Genomic DNA, 15804 nt, shown 5'->3' on the forward strand with positions numbered 1-15804 from the left:
GGACAACTGCCGCTACTGCTCCGGATTTTCGCTGCGGGTTCGGACGGGCGCACTCCGGACCCGGGGCGCGGTGGTCCTAAAGCGCAGCGGTTTTCCGGAAGCAGGGCGGATTCGCTAGACGCCGAGCTCTTCCTTCAGGGCGGCGACGTGGCCCTCGGCCTTGACCTGGTACTGCGCGAGCTTGACCTTGCCCTCGGGGTCGAGGACCACGGTGGAGCGTACGATGCCCTCGGTGATCTCGCCGCGGACCAGCTTCTCGCCCCACGCGCCGTAGGCGAGGGCAACGGAGTGGTCCTCGTCGGCGAGCAGCGGGAACGTCAGCGCAAAGTCGCCCGTGAAGTGGGCCAGTGCCTTGGGGGCGTCCGGGGAGATACCCAGGACTTCGTAGCCGGAACCCTGCAGGGAGGCCAGGCTGTCGCGGAAGTCGCAGGCTTCGGTGGTGCAGCCCGGGGTGGCGGCCTGCGGGTAGAAGTACACAATGACGTTCTTGCCCCGGTAGTCGGCGAGGGACACCGGCTTGCCCTCGGCGTCGGGCAGGGTGAAATCGGGGGCCGGGGTGCCGGGCTGAAGCTTGACGGTGAGGTTCTGGCTCATGGAAAGTCCTTCGCTGGGAGGGCGGTGGCAAAGTGGTCTGTGGTGCACAACACTAGGGGCGGATCCGGTATTCCGGTGGCCCCCGGGCGGGTTCAGCCGGCAGGTTCAGCCGGCGGTTCGGCGGGCCGTGCGCTGGCGGAGGGCCCAGTCGAAGGCGGTTGCCGCCGGGGCCTTGTACTCGAGGCCGACGTAGCCCTCGTAGCCGAGCTCGCGGCTGCGGGTGATCCAGTGCTCCAACGGAAGGTCCCCGGTGCCGGGGGCTCCGCGGCCGGGGGCGTCCGCGATCTGGATGTGGCCGAAGTCGCCGGCGTGGCTTTCGATGACAGCGTCGACGTCGTCCCCGTTGACCGCGAGGTGGTAGAAGTCTGCAAGCACCCGGATGTTGTCCGCGCCGGTCTCCCCCCGCACGCGGGCGATGGTGCGGAGGGCGTCGTCGGCGGTGAGGAGCGGGTAGCGGGGCGCCCCGCTGAGCGGTTCGAGCAGCACGGTTCCGCCAATCCGGGCCACGGCGCCGGCCGCGGCTGCGAGGTTCCGGACCGCCAGTTCGTCCTGGGCTTCGGGGGCGTGCCCGTCCTGCCGGTTGCCGTAGAGGGCATTGAAGGAGGTGCAGCCGAGCCGCGCGCCGATGCCGGCCACAACGTCGATGTTGTCCCGGAACTCGGAGTCTCGGCCGATCCAGGACACCAGGCCGCGGTCGCCGGCGGGCATGTCGCCGGCGTCGAAGTTCAGGCCGGTGAGCTGGACGCCGGCGTCCGTGATCGCCCGCTCGAAGCGGCTGAGCTCCGCGTCCCCCGGGACGGAGCCTGCGAACGGCCACCAGAATTCGACGGCGTCAAATCCGGCAGCCTTCGCCGCGGCCGGGCGCTCGAGCAGCGGCAGTTCAGTCAGCAGGATGGAGCAGTTCACGGAAAAGGTCACGGTGGGCTCTTTCTGGAGTCATTCTGGTCCGGGCAGGGACGGGCCTATCGACGCTTCCGGGGATCCTTCCGGGCGGCCAAGCCCACCAGCGCGCCGACGCCGATGCCGATCAGCAGCCCGGTAAAGGGCTTGTCGACCGTGGCCACGCCAATGGAATAGCCAAGGGCGGCGCCAACGAGCATTCCTATCCACAGGGACTGGTATTTCACAGCCTCAGGCTAGCAAGCCCTGCCGAGTGGGCGCTGGCCGGCGGTCAAGCTGCCCCGACTATGACAGAGCCTGTGACACGGCCGGCGGCCTATAGTCGGAGGGTGGAGCACAGCATCCCCGGCGATCCCGGCCGGGCGTCCGAGATTGATGGGTTTGTGGACCGGCTTGCGGCAGTGGAAACCGGCCCGGGCTGCGCCAACTTCTTCGATCACAGCGTGGCCGCGAACGCGATCCGCCGGCGGAACCTGGCGACGTACCTGCAGGAAATGCGGGAGCGCGCCCCGGAAGTGCTGCTGGTGGGGGAGGCCCCGGGCTTCCGGGGCATGAAGATCACCGGCGTTCCGTTCACCAGCCGAACCATCCTCGAGGGCCCGGCCAACGCGTTCGGGCTGTTCGGGCCCGGAAAGGGATACGTGCTGCCGCCGGAAGCGCAGGGCGTTGCGGCGGAGCCGACAGCCACGGTGATGTGGGATGTGCTGGCGGAGCTGGACTTCCTGCCGCTGCTCTGGAGCGCGTGCCCCTGGCACACCCACGTGCCGGACCGGCCGCTGTCCAACCGAACCCCGACAGCCGCCGAAGCCGCGCTGGGGAGCCGGTTCTGGCAGGAGCTGGCCGAGATGTTCGCGATCGAGACCGTGGTGGCTGTGGGCAACGTTGCACAGCGCAGCCTGCACCGGAACGGCGTCGAGGCGCCGAAAATCAGGCATCCCGCCCACGGCGGCCGGTCCGGGTTCAAGCGGGGGCTGGAAGAACTCATCGTGGCCGGCGGCTGGGTCGGCCAGGCGTAGCTTTCCATCTTGCTGGCCTGGTGACAGCTGGTTCATAGCTTTTCCATAGCCGGCGTGGCTAGCTTGGCAAACTATGGAAGAGCGCACGCCCCGGCAACCCGGTTACCGTCCCGCCGGCAGTTGTAACTCCCGGCGTCGCTCGCGGGCGTTCCGCCGTCGTCGGGCCTTGATGATGGCCTTGTGCGCCGCCCTGCTGGCTGCGGCTCTGGGTGCCGGCGTCCACTCAGCCGCCCAGGCAGGCTCGACGGCGTCCGTCCGGACAGACAGCGTCTCCGGCGCCGCCGCGGGCGCCACGGCGCCGGCCCTCGGCGCGCCGGCGAAGCCGGCCACCCCAGCCGCCACCCCGGCGGCCACCCCAGCCGCCACCCCGACCGCCACGGGTGGCTTGGGCGCGGCGCTGGATGACAAGATCAACGACATTGTCGCCGCGAATCCGGAGTACCAGATCGGTGTGGCGCTGCTTGATGTGTCGGACGGGGCGGCCGCTTCCGGTGAGGTCCGCCGTTACGGGGTGGACTCAGCGTTCGTCGCCGCCAGCACGGCCAAGGTCCTGGCCGCGGAGGCGTTTTACCATCTCGTGGAAACGGGGGCGGCGTCGCTCGATGACCCCCTGGGTGACTACACCGCGGAATTCCAGCTGCAGGCGATGATCCAGCAGAGCGACAATGACTCCTGGTCGCTGATCATGGACTCCGTGGGCCATGCGGCATTGACGGACTACGCGGCCTCGATCGGTGTGGACTACAGCCCCGAAAGCAACACGCTCACTCCCGCCGACATGACCCGCATCCTGGCCGGCCTCTACACCGGAACGCTGCTGAAGCCCGCGGACACCGCCCAGTTGCTGGCCTTCATGCAGAACACCAACTATGAAACGCTCATCCCGGCCGCCGTGCCGGCCGGCGTCGCCGTCTTTCACAAATACGGGCTGCTGGGCGGGGAGTTGCACGACGCGGCCATCCTCGCCGAGGATGGCCGCGCCTACGCCCTTGTCGTCTATACCAAGGGCGATGACCTGGGCAGTGTCCCCGAACGGACGGAAGTCATCCATCAAGTGACACAGGCCGTGGCGGACTCCTTGTTCTAGGGGCAGCTCGGGGCGGAAGAGGCGGCTACTTCGCGAGGAACCCCAGCAGCGCCTCGTTGACCTCTGCGGCGTGGGTCCAGAGCATCCCGTGCGGGGCGCCGTCGATCTCCACGTACTCCGCGCTCGGCAGAGCCTTGGCGAAGCGGCGGCCGGTGACGTCGATCGGCAGGATCCGGTCCGCGGTGCCGTGGACAATCAGGGCCGGGACGTCGATCTTGGGGATGTCGCCGCGGAAATCGGTGAGCCAGGTGGGCTGGGCGGCGACGGACGCCGTCGGGCCGCCCGAGGTGGCAAGGTTCCAGCCGGCCCGCAGGACTTCCTCGCTGAGCCGCGGGGTGCCCAGGAAGGTATCGCTGTTGTAGAAGTTCTTGAAGAAGTCGGTGAAGAAGGCGTAGCGGTCGGCCGTGACCGCCTCCAGCAGGCCGTCGAACACGGACTGCGGGACGCCGTCGGGGTTGTCGTCGGCCTGCAGCACGTAGGGTTCCAGTGAGCCGAGGAACACGGCCTTGGCCACCCGTGCCGAGCCGTAGCTGCCGAGGTAGCGCCCCACTTCGCCGGTGCCCATCGAGAAGCCCGCCAGCACGGCGTCGTTGAGGTCCAGCTCCGTCATCAGGGTGTTGAGGTCGGCGGCGAAGGTGTCGTAGTCGTAGCCCTCGGTGGGCTTGCTGGACTTGCCGAAGCCGCGCCGGTCGTAGGTGACCACGCGGTAGCCGGCGGTCAGGAGCGCGGTGGTCTGCTTTTCCCAGGATGACCCGTCCAGCGGGTAGCCGTGGATCAGGACCACCGCCTGCCCGGTCCCGTGGTCCTCGTAGTAGAGCTCGACGTCGGTACTGTTCTCGGTTCCAACCTTGATGTATGCCATGAAGCGATCCTCTCGGTACGGTCTAAAGTCGGTACGTGCGTCCCGCAGCGGGTCCCACTGTAGGAAACCAACGCCCCGCCCGGCCAGGGCGTTCCACGAATTTGCGCCAGATACCCCCGGGGGTATAGTGGAAGCACTAGACCTACCAATGAGGGAGAAGCCAGATGTGCCGACAGGTTGCATGCAAGAAGTGCGGTAAGACCACCTGGGCCGGCTGCGGCCAGCACGTTGACCAGGTCATGCGCGGCGTCAAGAGCGCCGACCGCTGCAAGGGCCACGAGAACGAGCCCAAGACCGGCTTCTTCGCCAAGCTCTTCGGCCGCTAGGCACTCCGGGCGCGGAACGACGACGGCGGCCCTGGCTGAGGAAGGCCTCCGCCAGGACTGCCCATTGGGGCCGGAACGAACATGGGCAGCCGGGCGGGGCAGCCGGGTCGCCTTGACGTAGCGTGGGACCGGCCGCGGGTGGCCCCCAGGGCCTCCGCGGTCGACACGACCTGGCAAAGGACCCGGTTTCCCTAACCTCGCTTGCGAAGCTGGACAGGTGCGGACTCATAGCCGGACGTGAGCGGAACGTGCGCGGCACGTTCGCCGAGCACAGCCAGGGCCCTGGCCGAGCGATTGGGAAACGGGGAACAGGCCAGCCGGAGCCAGGCGCCGTCGGAATAAGCATGGAACCGGTCCGGGCTGACGTGCAGATCTTCCGCTGCAGCTACGATTCGCCTGTGGGCCGCCATGTACCGGTCCGGCGAAATGCAGGGTATGCGGGCACTCAGTTCCAAATGAACGTCCAGGTTGGCCAAATCCAGTGCGGCCTCGGCCTGGGCAGTATCGTCGAAATCCAGCAGACCCAGCGGCGAGGCGCCGTCGGCGAGGATTTGCTTGTCGTGGAGGTCGCCATGCGCCCAGCCCAGCGGGTCCGGCGCGGTCCGCAGCAGATTCCGGATCACGTCCTCGGCCCGTGCGCTTAGGGTGGCGCGTTGGGATGCGGCTTCCTGAATGTCGTTGTAGTGCCGCAGCCAGCGGTTCACCCAGCGCCGCAGATCCGCGACCTCCGCCTCCGGGGAATGGACGGGTAACGCGGCCAGGGCTGCGTGCCCGGCGGAGCTACTCACCTGGGCGGTCCAGGCGTCCTGCCATCTCTCCCACAGCCGGTCGAACTCTTCATCACTGAGACCGGCGGTGTCGTCGCCCAAATCTCCCAGGGGTTGGCCGGGAACGGCGCTGAAGACGATGACGTCCGGAGAGTTCCGCAGCAGCCGGGGTGCGGTGAAGGTCCCGGGGGCGAGGAGGAGCTCGGTCTCCGCGCAGCGTTGCGCGGGGACGATTGCACCGCCGGGCGGGAAGACCTTGATGTAGCCGGCATCGGTCCGGACGACGGCACGCAGGTGCGGCCGGTAGGACACCAGTTCCCCGCGCCGGGCCTCGGCCCGCAGGGACGGCAGCCCCGGATCGTCCGTGGGCAACAGCTCGAACGCTCCGCCGCATAGCACGCCTCCCCGGACGCCGGCCTGCCCCGGCGCAACTACCTCCAGGATGTAGTCCCCGACCGTTCTGTCCGGCCACACCCGGTGGATCTTCCAGGTTTGCCCGGAAGAGTCGACGGCGGACCGCGGGACCTGCGAGTGCCAGCTCATGTGATCAACTCCGTCGATCGGTGGATATGCCAGTCCGGAGGCCAGTGTCCCTGCCGTGCCATGCTCATTTCGGCACCTTGAACAGTTCACCCGGTTCTGCGGTCTGCTGCCGATGGACCCAGCCGGCAAAGCGGGAGTCAGGATCAACAAGCAATGACTGCGGCGCCCCATCTTCGAGAATTTCGCCGTCTTCGAGCCAGATCACCCGGTCGCACGATTGGGCAGAGTTGACGTCGTGGGTAATGGCGATGGAGGTCCGGCCCTCGGTGAGTTTGTCCAAGGCGTCGAGGACCGAATCCCGGGAGGCCGGATCAAGCCCGGCGGTCGCCTCGTCCAGGATGACGATGGGAGCCTTGCGGAGCATGGCGCGGGCTACGGCCAGCCGTTGACGCTGTCCCCCGGAAAGATCGTTGGCCGCCTCGCCGAGCACAGTTTCGTAGCCCTCGGGCAGTGCGCGGATGAAACCGTCGGCCTGTGCAAGGACAGCCACGGCTTCGATCTCCTCATTGGTGGCATCCAGGCGCCCGAACCTGATGTTTTCCCGGACCGAAGTTCCAAACAGCACGGAGTCCTGGAGCAGGATGGAGACATGGGCACGCACGGAAGCGATGGTCAGGCCCCGAAGGTCCTTCCCTGCGAGACTGACACTGCCCTCCCAGGGGTCCACCATCCGAAGGATCATGCTTGCCAGCGTGGACTTCCCGGCCCCGGAGGGCCCCAGCACGGCGCAGTGCTGACCCGCCGGTATGGTCAGGGTGATCCCCTTGAGCACCGATGCCCCGTCGAAGTGGCCGGCCCAGACGTTGTCGAACACGACGTCCGGGTGCCGGCTCGCCAAGGGGACGGCGTTGGGCGCCTCGGGCACATCACTCTGGGCGTCGAGCAGGTCGGCCACCCGTTCCCCGGAGGCCGTCGCGCGGGCGATACGGCTGGTGTACCTGGCCACATCCTTGAGCGGCCTCATCCCGGTTTTCAGGTAAAACAGGAAAACGGTCAGATCTCCGGGGGTCATCGCATGTTGCATCACCCTCCAGCCGCCGGCAGCGAGGACCACCCCCGTCGCGATTCCGGTCAGGACGTCGGTTTTCCGTTGCAGGCTGGCGGACAGCCTCAGCGTGGCCACCCCCGAGCCAGACGCTGCCTGGTTGCTCTTGCCGAAGCCCGAGCTGAGGGTGTCTTCGAGTCCATAAGCCTGGACTTCGCGCATTGCTCCCAGGGTTTGTGCGGCTGTGGTGGCCAGGGCACTTTCGCCCTTGCGTGATGTGCGGGCCGCGGTGGTAATCGATCCCGAGCTCTTACGGGAAAACAAAATGAATATCCCGATGGACACGAACGTCACCAAAGCGATAAAAGGATCGAGCCAGAGCATGATGATCATCATGGCGATCAGGGACACGACGTTGCCGATGAGGGGGAGCCCTGCTGTGACTGCCACGTCCTGCAGCCGGGATACGTCCGCGACGAGCCGTTGGACCGTGTCGCCGGTGGAGGCGTGGCTGTGGTGGCGCATCGACAGGCTCTGGAGGTGGCGGAAGGTCCGGGCACGCAATTCGGAGGAAACGCGGGTGCCCACGAGGGCAAACGAGATCGCGGACAGGTAGCTTGCCACGGCCCGGACTAGGCTGATGACAACTATTGCGCCGGCGCAGAGAAGCAGCACCTCGGCGCTTGCCTCCACGCTGAGCGGGGACCTGCGCAGATTGGCGCCGAGTGAGTGTGAGACGGAGTCGAGGACGATCTTCACCGGCCACGGTTCAAGAAGCCGGAAGAGGATTTCCACGGCCATGGCCATGAATCCCCAGGTGATCAGCAACCTGTGCCCGCGCAGATGCGGGCGGATGCACCGCAAGGTCCGCTGCATCGGAGTGGGTTCGGAGGGCGCGTTGGTGCCGGTCCTTCGCCACAGCGTTCGCCAGCTACGGGGGTGTGAATGCCTGGCAGCGGTGGTCATTGCATGGCCAGTCTGCGGGCAGGCGGCAGGGCCCCGGTGATCCGGGACAGCACACCGCTCCAGCTGAATCTCTGCACCGCGTCGCTGCGGGCCTCGAGCCCGAGCCTCTCCCGCAGGTTCGGGTCTTCACCGAGCCGGATGAGGGCATTCGCCAGTGCGGCCGGCTCCCCGGGCGGGACGAGGATTCCGGTGCGGCCGTCCTGGACGATGGACGGGATCTGGCCCACGGCGCTCGCGATCACGGGCAGCGCGGCCGCCATGTACTCAAAGACCTTCAGCGGTGAGAAGTAATCGTCCTCGCCGGGGGCGTCCGGGGGATAGGGGGCAGCGGCGGCGTCGAATTCTGCCATGAGCCCGGGCACGGCGGCCGGCGCAACGGCGCCCGTGAACACCGTTGGCACGCCGAGAGACACGGCGAGGCGTTCGAGATCCGCCCGCCCGGGCCCGTCACCGACCACCTGGACCTGCCAGCGCAGGCGCGGGTCAAGGGTCTGCTGGTTGGCCAGGGCCACACCGTGCAGCAGGCCGGGGACGCCATGCCAGGGCTTCAGCGTTCCCACAAACCCGACCGTGAGGTGGTCCGGGTTCCGGCGCCCGGGGCGGCGGGCCGAAATCCGGTCGACGTTCACGCCGTTCGCTGCCAGCACGGTTCTGGCCGCGGGCACCCGCGCCCGCACCCAGTGCACCACGGGATCCGAGACGCAGGCCACGACGTCGGCCGTGGCCGCGTTGCGGCGGAACACCGTCTCGGCCTTCTTCACATCCAGCAACTGGCGGTACCGCTGCTGCTCCTCGATGAGGGGGGCGTTGACCTCCAGTACTGACGGCACGTCCAAAATGCGGGCCACCACGGACAGTGCCGGGCTGAACAGGGAATAGCGCTCGTATAACAGCCCGCAGCCGTTGCGCAGGACCTCGTCCGCCAGGCCCAAAGCGGCGTCCTGTACGGCCCGTTCCCGCGCGGGCCCCGGGACGGATTCCGGCCTGACTTCGACGACGTCGAGATCGGCAAGATCGCTGGGCCGCTCGGTGCCGAGCCGGGTGCAGTAGACCGTGACTGCGGCGCCGGTCCCGCGCCACGCCCGGACGATTTCTTGGACGTGCACCGAGGAGCCCTTGGTGCCGAAAACAGGCACGCCGGGGTCGGCGCAGAGGTAGGCCACGTGTGTCATGCGGCGCTCCTTTCAGAACGGGCGAGGGATCTCAGGAGCTCGGCCTGGCGGTGGACGTCGTAGTCCTCCTCAATCAAGGCCCGGGCATTGCGGGACATGGCAACCCTGTCCGTGGCGGGGGAGCCTAGGGTGAGGATCCCGCGGGCCAGGGCGCGCGGGTTGCCCGGCCGGACCAGGACTCCGGTGGAGCCGTTCCGGACCACCTCGGGTATCCCGGTGACGGATGTGCTGACGCAGGGGAGGCCGGTGGCCATGGCCTCAAGCAGGACCGTGGGCATGCCGTCCGCGTTACCGTCGGCGCCGATCACGCAGGGCGCCACGAAGATATCGGCGGAGTGGAGCAGTTCGTGGACCTCGTCCTGGGTCTGGGGGCCGAGGAGGCGGACCTGCCCGCGGAGCCGGAGCTGATCGATGCTGGCCTCCAGCTCCTCGGCCATGGGCCCCGTCCCGGCGATCCGGAGGTCCATTTTGACGCCCTGGTCCAGGAGTTCCGCTGCCGCGGGCAGCAGATGCTGGAAGCCTTTCTTCTCCACCAGGCGGCCGATGGCGGCGATCCGCAGGGTGGTTCCGAGCGGGTGGGGCTCCCGGTAGGGGAAGCGTTCCAGCTCCAGTCCGTTGCGCACCAGATGGAGCCGGGACGTCGAGCCCGGGAAGCGGTGGCGCAGGTAGCGCATGTTGTACTGGCTGATGGTCACGGCGTGGTGGGCCTGCTCCAGCTTGAGCCGCAGATCCTCGTCCTGGACTGACTCATGGAAGATATCCACCGCGTGGGCCGTGAACGAGAAGGGGATCCCGGTAATGAAGGACGCCAGCCGGGCGACCGTTGTGGCGCCCGAGGCGAAGTGGACGTGCATGTGCCGGATGTTCCGGCCGTGCAAGGCGGTGGCCAGGTTGATGGCCTGGACGGCTTCGTCCGCCGTCACAGCGGCGAGTTTGGCGAAGTTCAAGCCAAGGGCTGCCGTGAGCCCCGCCTCCTCGGCCAACTGGAGGGCCTCCCACAGGGCTATCGTCTTGATTGGGCGGTCAATGTAGGTCACCGGTGCCTGGACGCGGGCGAGCTCGGGGTGGAATCGGGCGTCGTTGGTGGGCAGGAGCGAGAAGATCTCGATCCGGTCCCCCGCCGCTTCGCGGGCCAGGATTTCCGCAACGATGAACGTTTCGGAGAATCGCGGATACATCTTGAGGACATACGCCGTCCCCGGTTCAGACGGCGACACGGCCCGCACCGCCCTTCGATCGGGCTGCGGCCACGCTTTCGTCCGCCCCGAAGTGAGGTGCACTGACCTCGTCGGGACTGAACTGATCGGAATCGGCCTGGGGCTGCAGCAACTCGGCGGCAAGTTGGGGAACGCGGACCAGCCCGTCGAGGACTGCCCGACGGCGGTCCACGGTGGTGCCGAGCCGGGAGGCCAGCCAGCCGGCGAGGAACGCCGGCGTCAGCGTGCCTATGTCGTGCTGCTCCAGGTACCCCGCCGCGGCGAGGGACGCGGCCCGGATCTGCTGCTCGGCGCGCGACTGCGTTCGGGGCACGATTAGCGCGGGGACAGAGGTGCTCATGATCTCGCACACCGTGTTGTAGCCGCCCATGGAAACGACGGCGCCGGCGTGCCGGATATGGAACACGATGTCATCCACAGTGGCCACGACTTTCACACCGGGACGGGCTCGCTGCCGGAGGTCGGTGAGCTGCTCTGCGGGCATCTGCGGTCCGGCGACCACCAGATGCCCCAGCCCATCCGGTACCGGGGTGGCGACGGCGATCCGGGCCAGGGCATACCCGTCCGAGCCCCCGCCGACGGTCGTCAGGCAGTACCGCCCGGGCATGCAGCTGGTTCCGGCGGCCGAGGGGCGTCCCTCTGCCAGGTAGCCGGTGTAGCGGATGAGCTTCCGGAGGGCGAACGGTATCTCGCCGGCGGCCACGGGATCATGGACGGCGGGATCGCCGTACACCCAGATGGCATCGAACAGGGCCTTGACCACGCGCGGGCCGCCCACCCTGGCCCATTCGGTGGCGGCCGTGGCGGGCGAGTCAAGCACCTCCCGGAGACCGAGCACCACACGAGCAGATCCGGCGCGTGCGCGTCGCAGCGCTGTTTCGAGTTCGCCGTGGACGCCGGTCGCGTGGCGGTCCACGATCACCAGGTCGGGGCGGAGCCCGGCCAGCGTTGCCTGTAACAGCCTGGCCCGCAGCGGCACGAGGTCCTGCATGGTCAACGCCAGGTTCCGGGGAAGATAGCCCTGGGAACCTTTCTCGACGCCGGGAAGCAGCACCCAGTCCCATCCCTCGGGTAGCTCGAACGCCGGTGCCAGGGCGGTGCCGGTGATGAGGATGCCGGTAACGGCGCGGCCGGTAAGACCGGGAAGCTGATTATTCAACGCATGGGCAAGGGCCAAGTTCCGGCGCACATGTCCCAAGCCCACCGAGTCATGGGAATACAGCACTATCCGTATCGGCTCCACGGCATTTCCTCCCCCAGGTTCCGGCGTTCCGGGCTGCGCTGTAGTGGCCGCCGTGTCCGGTGCTGGCGCCGCTCTGATGATGATCATCAGCCTGCGCCGCAAGAGTGAAGACGGGATGAGGGGAAGATTAAGGACTTCTCATTCAGGGACCTCACAGCCGGTTCGCGGGTGCAGCGGAGCGACGGTCCAGCAGAGCACCGGTTGAACGTAGCGCCCGGTCAGGCCCTGACGCCGACGGCCTGCAGCGGAATGCTGATCATAAAGCGCGATCCCTGGCCGTAGGCTGATTCCACGGTGGCCGTCCCGCCGTGGGCCTCGGCGATAGCGGTAACGATGGCCAGGCCAAGGCCGGATCCTTCCTCCCCGCGGCCCGGGCGGGCCCGGCCGAAACGCTCAAAGATCCGCTGCTGGTCCTTCACAGCTATGCCGGGGCCGGTGTCCCGTACCCATAGCACCAGCGTGTCGGAGCCGGGCAACTCGGTGCCGTCCGGCGCCGTCGGGCATTCGATCCTGCTGCCCAGGGCGATCGTGGAGGAGTGCCCGGTGAACTTGACGGCGTTGGCGGCCAGTTGGACGAAGGCCTGGGTGAGGCGCTGGGGGTCGGCCTCCACGGTGCAGTCGGCGCATTCATCGATTTGCCAGTGACGGTCCGCGAGGACCCGGATTTTCTCCATCACCTGGTGGAGGAAGTCGGGGATCCGGACGGGCGCCTTTCTGAGGAAATCAGGGTGGCCGGCGTTGGCGAGCAGGAGCAGGTCATCCACCAGGCGCTGCATCCGGTCCACCTCTTCCAGCAGTACCTCCCTCGTGGCTGTCACATCGGCGGGGTCGTCGACCGACACCAGTTCCAGGTGTCCGCGCAGAATCGTGAGGGGGGTCCGGAGTTCGTGGCCGGCGTCGTCGAGGAACTGTTGCTGCTGCCGGGCGCCCTCATCGAGTCTTTCCAGCATGGTGTTGAACGTCTTCGCGAGAAGCGTGACATCGTCCTCGCCGTCGCGGACTTCCACCCGTCTGGTGAGGTCCTCGTGGCTGACCACCAGGGTAGCTTCGCGCAGGCGCCGGAGCGGATCCAGCAAGCGCCCTGCCACCAGGCCCCCGATCAAGGCGGCGGCAAGCAGCGTGCAGGCGGCCACCAGAGAGTACGTCTGGACCGAGGCGAGATTGTGGTCCCTTTGGTCGGCGGCGTCCCGGCCAATCAACAAATACGTCCCGGTGTTTTCACCTGCTGTGCCCGGCACCGGCAGGGCCACCGTCCTGAGCGGGCGGCGGCCGGCGTCGAACGCGCCGAAGGCGGCGGCCCAGCGGTTGGGGAGCCTGGTGACTGAAGACTGCAGGGTAGCGTCAAGCAGAGGCTCCTTCGGGTTCCCCTCTTTGATCCAAGCGATGCGCCCGTCAACGATTCCGGCCATCACTTCGTTACTGCGGGGTTCGATGTCCTCGGCGGCTTCGTGGAGCCTGCTTCCGTACGAATCACCGCTGGAAGCGCTGTTGGTCCCGACCAGCTTGACCACTGAATTGCCCTTGTCCAAGATGGCCTGGTCCACCCGGGCGTCGGAGTCCTGGAACTGGACGATGAACGCGATCAAGCCCGCAGTTACCAGACCGGCGATCATCATGCCCAGCATGGCAGCAATGACCCGGAAACGCACCGAGTGGAACTTCGCGCTCCACCCGGACGGGTCCGCGCCGGCGCCGGGAGAACCTCCGCCGGGCGGCCGGCTGCGGCCGCTTTGACGCAGCCGGTTCATCATGGAGGTCACGATTCCCCTTCCTTGGCAAGGCGGTATCCGGCGCCGCGCGTGGTGACGATGTGGTCCGCCCCGATCTTTTGCCGTAGCTGGCGTACATAGACGTCCACCACGTTGGACGTCCCGTCAAAGTCGTAGCCCCAAACGTGGCTGAGAAGCTGTTGCCGGCTGAGGACCTGCCCCGGATGGAGCAGGAACATTTCCACCAGCGCGAACTCGCGGGCCGAGAGTTCCACCGTCCTGTCCCCGACGCTCACCGAGCGGGTGTGGAGGTTCAACTCCAGGACGCCATAGCGGATGATGTGGTCCGCGGGCGGATCGTTGTTTTCGCCCGGACGGACCCGGCGGCGGATCCGGGCGACGAGTTCCTCGAAGCGGAACGGCTTGGTCATGTAGTCGTCTGCGCCGCCGTCGAGGCCTGCAACGGTGTCCGCGGCGGAGCCTCGCGCGGTAAGGATGATCACGGGGAGGTCCACCCCGTTTTTTCGGAGCGCGGTCAGGACGGTGAAGCCGTCGAGACGGGGAAGCCCGACGTCCAGGAGCAGGAGATCGAACTGGCCGCTGGACGCGTAATCCACGGCCGTCACGCCGTCGGTTACCACAGTGGGGACAAAGCCGGCCGCCCGCAGGCCCTTCTCGATGAAACGGGAAATGCGTTCTTCGTCTTCGGCGATGAGTATGCGGATCACTTCGACCCCAAGGAGTTCGAGCCTGCTCGAAAACTGTGGCGTCTCCTGCATATGAGCTGGGAGGAACGTCAGGGACCCCAGCAGCCCCGATCGGCCCGGACAACGGGCGAAAGTCGGACATTGCTAATGTCCGTGCGCAAAGTTCCGGCATCCGCGATTGGCTTGGGATCCGGTTTCCTCCCATCCTGCCCCTGCGGCCGGGCCTACGCTAGCCCCTCGCGGTACGCGTTTTTCCGCACCGCGACTTATCACGACGACGTCGGCGCCCGCCCGCTAGGCTGGCAACCATGCTCAGGAAACTAACTGTCAGCCTGCCCGACGCGACCCTGCGTGAATACCTCCAGCCCCACCCGGACGTCACCGTCCTCGAGTGGGATCTGTCCGGTGAACCGCCGCAGCCCCGCCTGGACATCGTGGTGCCGCCGTACATGGGCGGTACCAAGGTCCTGCGCGGTCTGGAGGGCGTCGAGACCGGGCTGGTGCAGAGCCAGTCGATCGGCTACGACGGCGTGGAGGAGTTCCTGCCTGCCGGCCGGACGTTCGCCAACGCCGCCAGCGTCCACGAAACGTCCACCGCCGAGCTGGCGCTGGCCCTGATCCTGGCCAGCCAGCGCGAGCTCCCGCGCGTGCTGCAGAACCAGCGGGAGGGCCGCTGGGAGAGCCGCCCCACCGCCAGCCTCGCGGACCAGCGCGTGCTGATCGTCGGCTACGGCGGCGTCGGCAAGGCGATCGAGGACCGGCTGCTGCCGTTCGAAACCACGGTGACCCGGGTGGCCAGCCGGCGGCGGACCGATGACCGCGGCCACGTCCACGGCATCGACGAACTCCCCGGCCTGCTGCCGGAGCACGACGTCGTGATTGTGGGGGTCCCGCTCAGCGACTCCACCCGCCACCTCATCGGCGACGCCTTCCTCGCGGCAATGCCCGATGGCGCGCTCCTGGTCAACGTGGCCCGCGGCCCGGTCGCGGACACCGAGGCGCTGGTCAAGCACACCTCCTCCGGCCGGCTGCGTGCTGCGCTGGACGTCACCGATCCCGAACCGCTCCCCGAAGGCCACCCGCTGTGGGGGATCCCCGGCGTCATCATCAGCCCGCACGTGGGCGGGGCCAGCGCGGCCATGCGCCCGCGGATGGGAAAGCTTGTCCAGCGGCAGATCGAGCTCATGCTCGCGGGCGAACCGCCGGTGAACGTCGTAATGAACGGCTAAGTCAGCCCGGGCTTCTCGTCGGGCGTCTCGTCCTGTTGTCTTTGGGCGAGCCGCTGTACTTGCCATTGATGTACGTCGGGCAGCCATTCCAAAGGGGCCGAGGTGCCGACCCGCGTGTCGTCGGGGTCAGCTGTTGCCCTCCGGATGGGCAAGGATCACGTAGTCCGCGTCCGCCGGCCGCTTGCTCCACGCGACCCGGGTGGCGCCCAAGCCTAGGAGCCGCTGCACTTCGGCGTCCTGTTCGTCGGTATACAGGTCCAGGTGCAGGCGCGGCGGGATCTGGAGGGCCGCGGGAACGCGGTCCAGCGAGATGCAGATGCCGGCACCGCCCGGCGGCTGCAGGATGACAAAGTCGTCGTCGGGCTGGTGCCGCGGTTCGTAGCCCAGCGCGGCCTGCCAGAAAGCCATCTGTCGTTCGAGGTTGTCCACCCGGATCACGATCGAACCAATGCTCAGCATCCGGCCAAGCTACACCTTGGCG

At 67.8% G+C, this 15804-nt stretch carries 16 protein-coding genes; 4 read left to right on the forward strand and 12 right to left on the reverse strand.

All coding sequences use genetic code 11. The annotated features are described in order from the left end of the window. Window positions 1–114: 114 nt before the first annotated feature. From bcp to ACZ5Z0_RS11200, 3 genes are all read right to left on the reverse strand, one after another. Window positions 115–594: a thioredoxin-dependent thiol peroxidase gene (bcp, locus tag ACZ5Z0_RS11190; protein ID WP_464108488.1), complete on the reverse strand. Its 480-nt coding sequence runs from the start codon at window positions 592–594 to the stop codon at window positions 115–117. Window positions 595–699: 105 nt separating this feature from the next. Further along, entirely contained in the window at window positions 700–1512 is an 813-nt protein-coding gene (locus ACZ5Z0_RS11195; RefSeq protein ID WP_464108489.1) for a hydroxypyruvate isomerase family protein, read from the reverse strand. A gap of 44 nt (window positions 1513–1556) precedes the next feature. Next, window positions 1557–1721 carry a glycine zipper domain-containing protein gene (locus ACZ5Z0_RS11200; RefSeq protein WP_186372298.1) on the reverse strand — a complete coding sequence of 55 codons (165 nt, stop codon included), beginning with the start codon at window positions 1719–1721 and terminating at the stop codon, window positions 1557–1559. A gap of 102 nt (window positions 1722–1823) precedes the next feature. Between ACZ5Z0_RS11200 and ACZ5Z0_RS11205 the strand changes: the two genes are divergently transcribed. Together ACZ5Z0_RS11205 and ACZ5Z0_RS11210 are read left to right on the forward strand one after the other, a co-directional pair. Beyond that, window positions 1824–2510 (forward strand): uracil-DNA glycosylase, encoded by a 687-nt coding sequence (locus tag ACZ5Z0_RS11205; RefSeq protein ID WP_464108490.1) that lies wholly within the window; start codon window positions 1824–1826, stop codon window positions 2508–2510. Window positions 2511–2679: 169 nt separating this feature from the next. Beyond that, window positions 2680–3597, forward strand: coding sequence for a serine hydrolase (locus tag ACZ5Z0_RS11210; RefSeq protein ID WP_464108491.1), 918 nt, complete (start codon window positions 2680–2682; stop codon window positions 3595–3597). 25 nt (window positions 3598–3622) lie between these two features. On the opposite strand, the gene ACZ5Z0_RS11215 is transcribed toward ACZ5Z0_RS11210, so the two are convergent. After that, complete coding sequence (locus ACZ5Z0_RS11215; RefSeq protein ID WP_464108492.1) at window positions 3623–4459, reverse strand: alpha/beta fold hydrolase; 837 nt, start codon at window positions 4457–4459, stop codon at window positions 3623–3625. 164 nt (window positions 4460–4623) lie between these two features. On the opposite strand from ACZ5Z0_RS11215, the gene ACZ5Z0_RS11220 reads away from it, so the two are divergent. Next, on the forward strand, window positions 4624–4785 hold the full coding sequence (locus tag ACZ5Z0_RS11220) for a hypothetical protein (protein ID WP_186372174.1): 162 nt from the start codon (window positions 4624–4626) through the stop codon (window positions 4783–4785). A 191-nt stretch (window positions 4786–4976) separates the two neighbouring features. On the opposite strand, the gene ACZ5Z0_RS11225 is transcribed toward ACZ5Z0_RS11220, so the two are convergent. From ACZ5Z0_RS11225 to ACZ5Z0_RS11255, 7 genes are all read right to left on the reverse strand, one after another. Further along, a complete protein-coding gene (locus ACZ5Z0_RS11225; protein WP_464108493.1) occupies window positions 4977–6095 on the reverse strand; it encodes a phosphotransferase in 1119 nt (372 codons plus the stop codon). Between the two features lie 64 nt (window positions 6096–6159). Continuing rightward, the gene (locus ACZ5Z0_RS11230; protein ID WP_464108494.1) at window positions 6160–7887 is read right to left on the reverse strand and encodes an ABC transporter ATP-binding protein; all 1728 of its coding nucleotides are present in this window, start codon (window positions 7885–7887) and stop codon (window positions 6160–6162) included. Window positions 7888–8042: 155 nt separating this feature from the next. Beyond that, window positions 8043–9218 carry a glycosyltransferase family 4 protein gene (locus ACZ5Z0_RS11235; protein ID WP_464108495.1) on the reverse strand — a complete coding sequence of 392 codons (1176 nt, stop codon included), beginning with the start codon at window positions 9216–9218 and terminating at the stop codon, window positions 8043–8045. Further along, complete coding sequence (locus ACZ5Z0_RS11240; protein ID WP_464108496.1) at window positions 9215–10435, reverse strand: glycosyltransferase; 1221 nt, start codon at window positions 10433–10435, stop codon at window positions 9215–9217. The genes ACZ5Z0_RS11235 and ACZ5Z0_RS11240 overlap by 4 nt, the downstream gene beginning before the upstream one ends. Beyond that, on the reverse strand, window positions 10422–11594 hold the full coding sequence (locus ACZ5Z0_RS11245; protein ID WP_464108497.1) for a glycosyltransferase family protein: 1173 nt from the start codon (window positions 11592–11594) through the stop codon (window positions 10422–10424). The genes ACZ5Z0_RS11240 and ACZ5Z0_RS11245 overlap by 14 nt, the downstream gene beginning before the upstream one ends. Window positions 11595–11896: 302 nt before the next feature. Next, window positions 11897–13429, reverse strand: coding sequence for a sensor histidine kinase (locus tag ACZ5Z0_RS11250; RefSeq protein WP_464110770.1), 1533 nt, complete (start codon window positions 13427–13429; stop codon window positions 11897–11899). A 5-nt stretch (window positions 13430–13434) separates the two neighbouring features. Beyond that, window positions 13435–14115: a response regulator transcription factor gene (locus ACZ5Z0_RS11255; RefSeq protein ID WP_464108498.1), complete on the reverse strand. Its 681-nt coding sequence runs from the start codon at window positions 14113–14115 to the stop codon at window positions 13435–13437. A gap of 287 nt (window positions 14116–14402) precedes the next feature. On the opposite strand from ACZ5Z0_RS11255, the gene ACZ5Z0_RS11260 reads away from it, so the two are divergent. Then, window positions 14403–15323 carry a 2-hydroxyacid dehydrogenase gene (locus ACZ5Z0_RS11260; protein WP_464108499.1) on the forward strand — a complete coding sequence of 307 codons (921 nt, stop codon included), beginning with the start codon at window positions 14403–14405 and terminating at the stop codon, window positions 15321–15323. A 126-nt stretch (window positions 15324–15449) separates the two neighbouring features. On the opposite strand, the gene ACZ5Z0_RS11265 is transcribed toward ACZ5Z0_RS11260, so the two are convergent. Next, complete coding sequence (locus ACZ5Z0_RS11265; RefSeq protein WP_464108500.1) at window positions 15450–15782, reverse strand: VOC family protein; 333 nt, start codon at window positions 15780–15782, stop codon at window positions 15450–15452. Between the last annotated feature and the right edge of the window lie 22 nt (window positions 15783–15804).

The sequence above is a fragment of the Arthrobacter sp. T2-23 genome, from assembly GCF_055398325.1.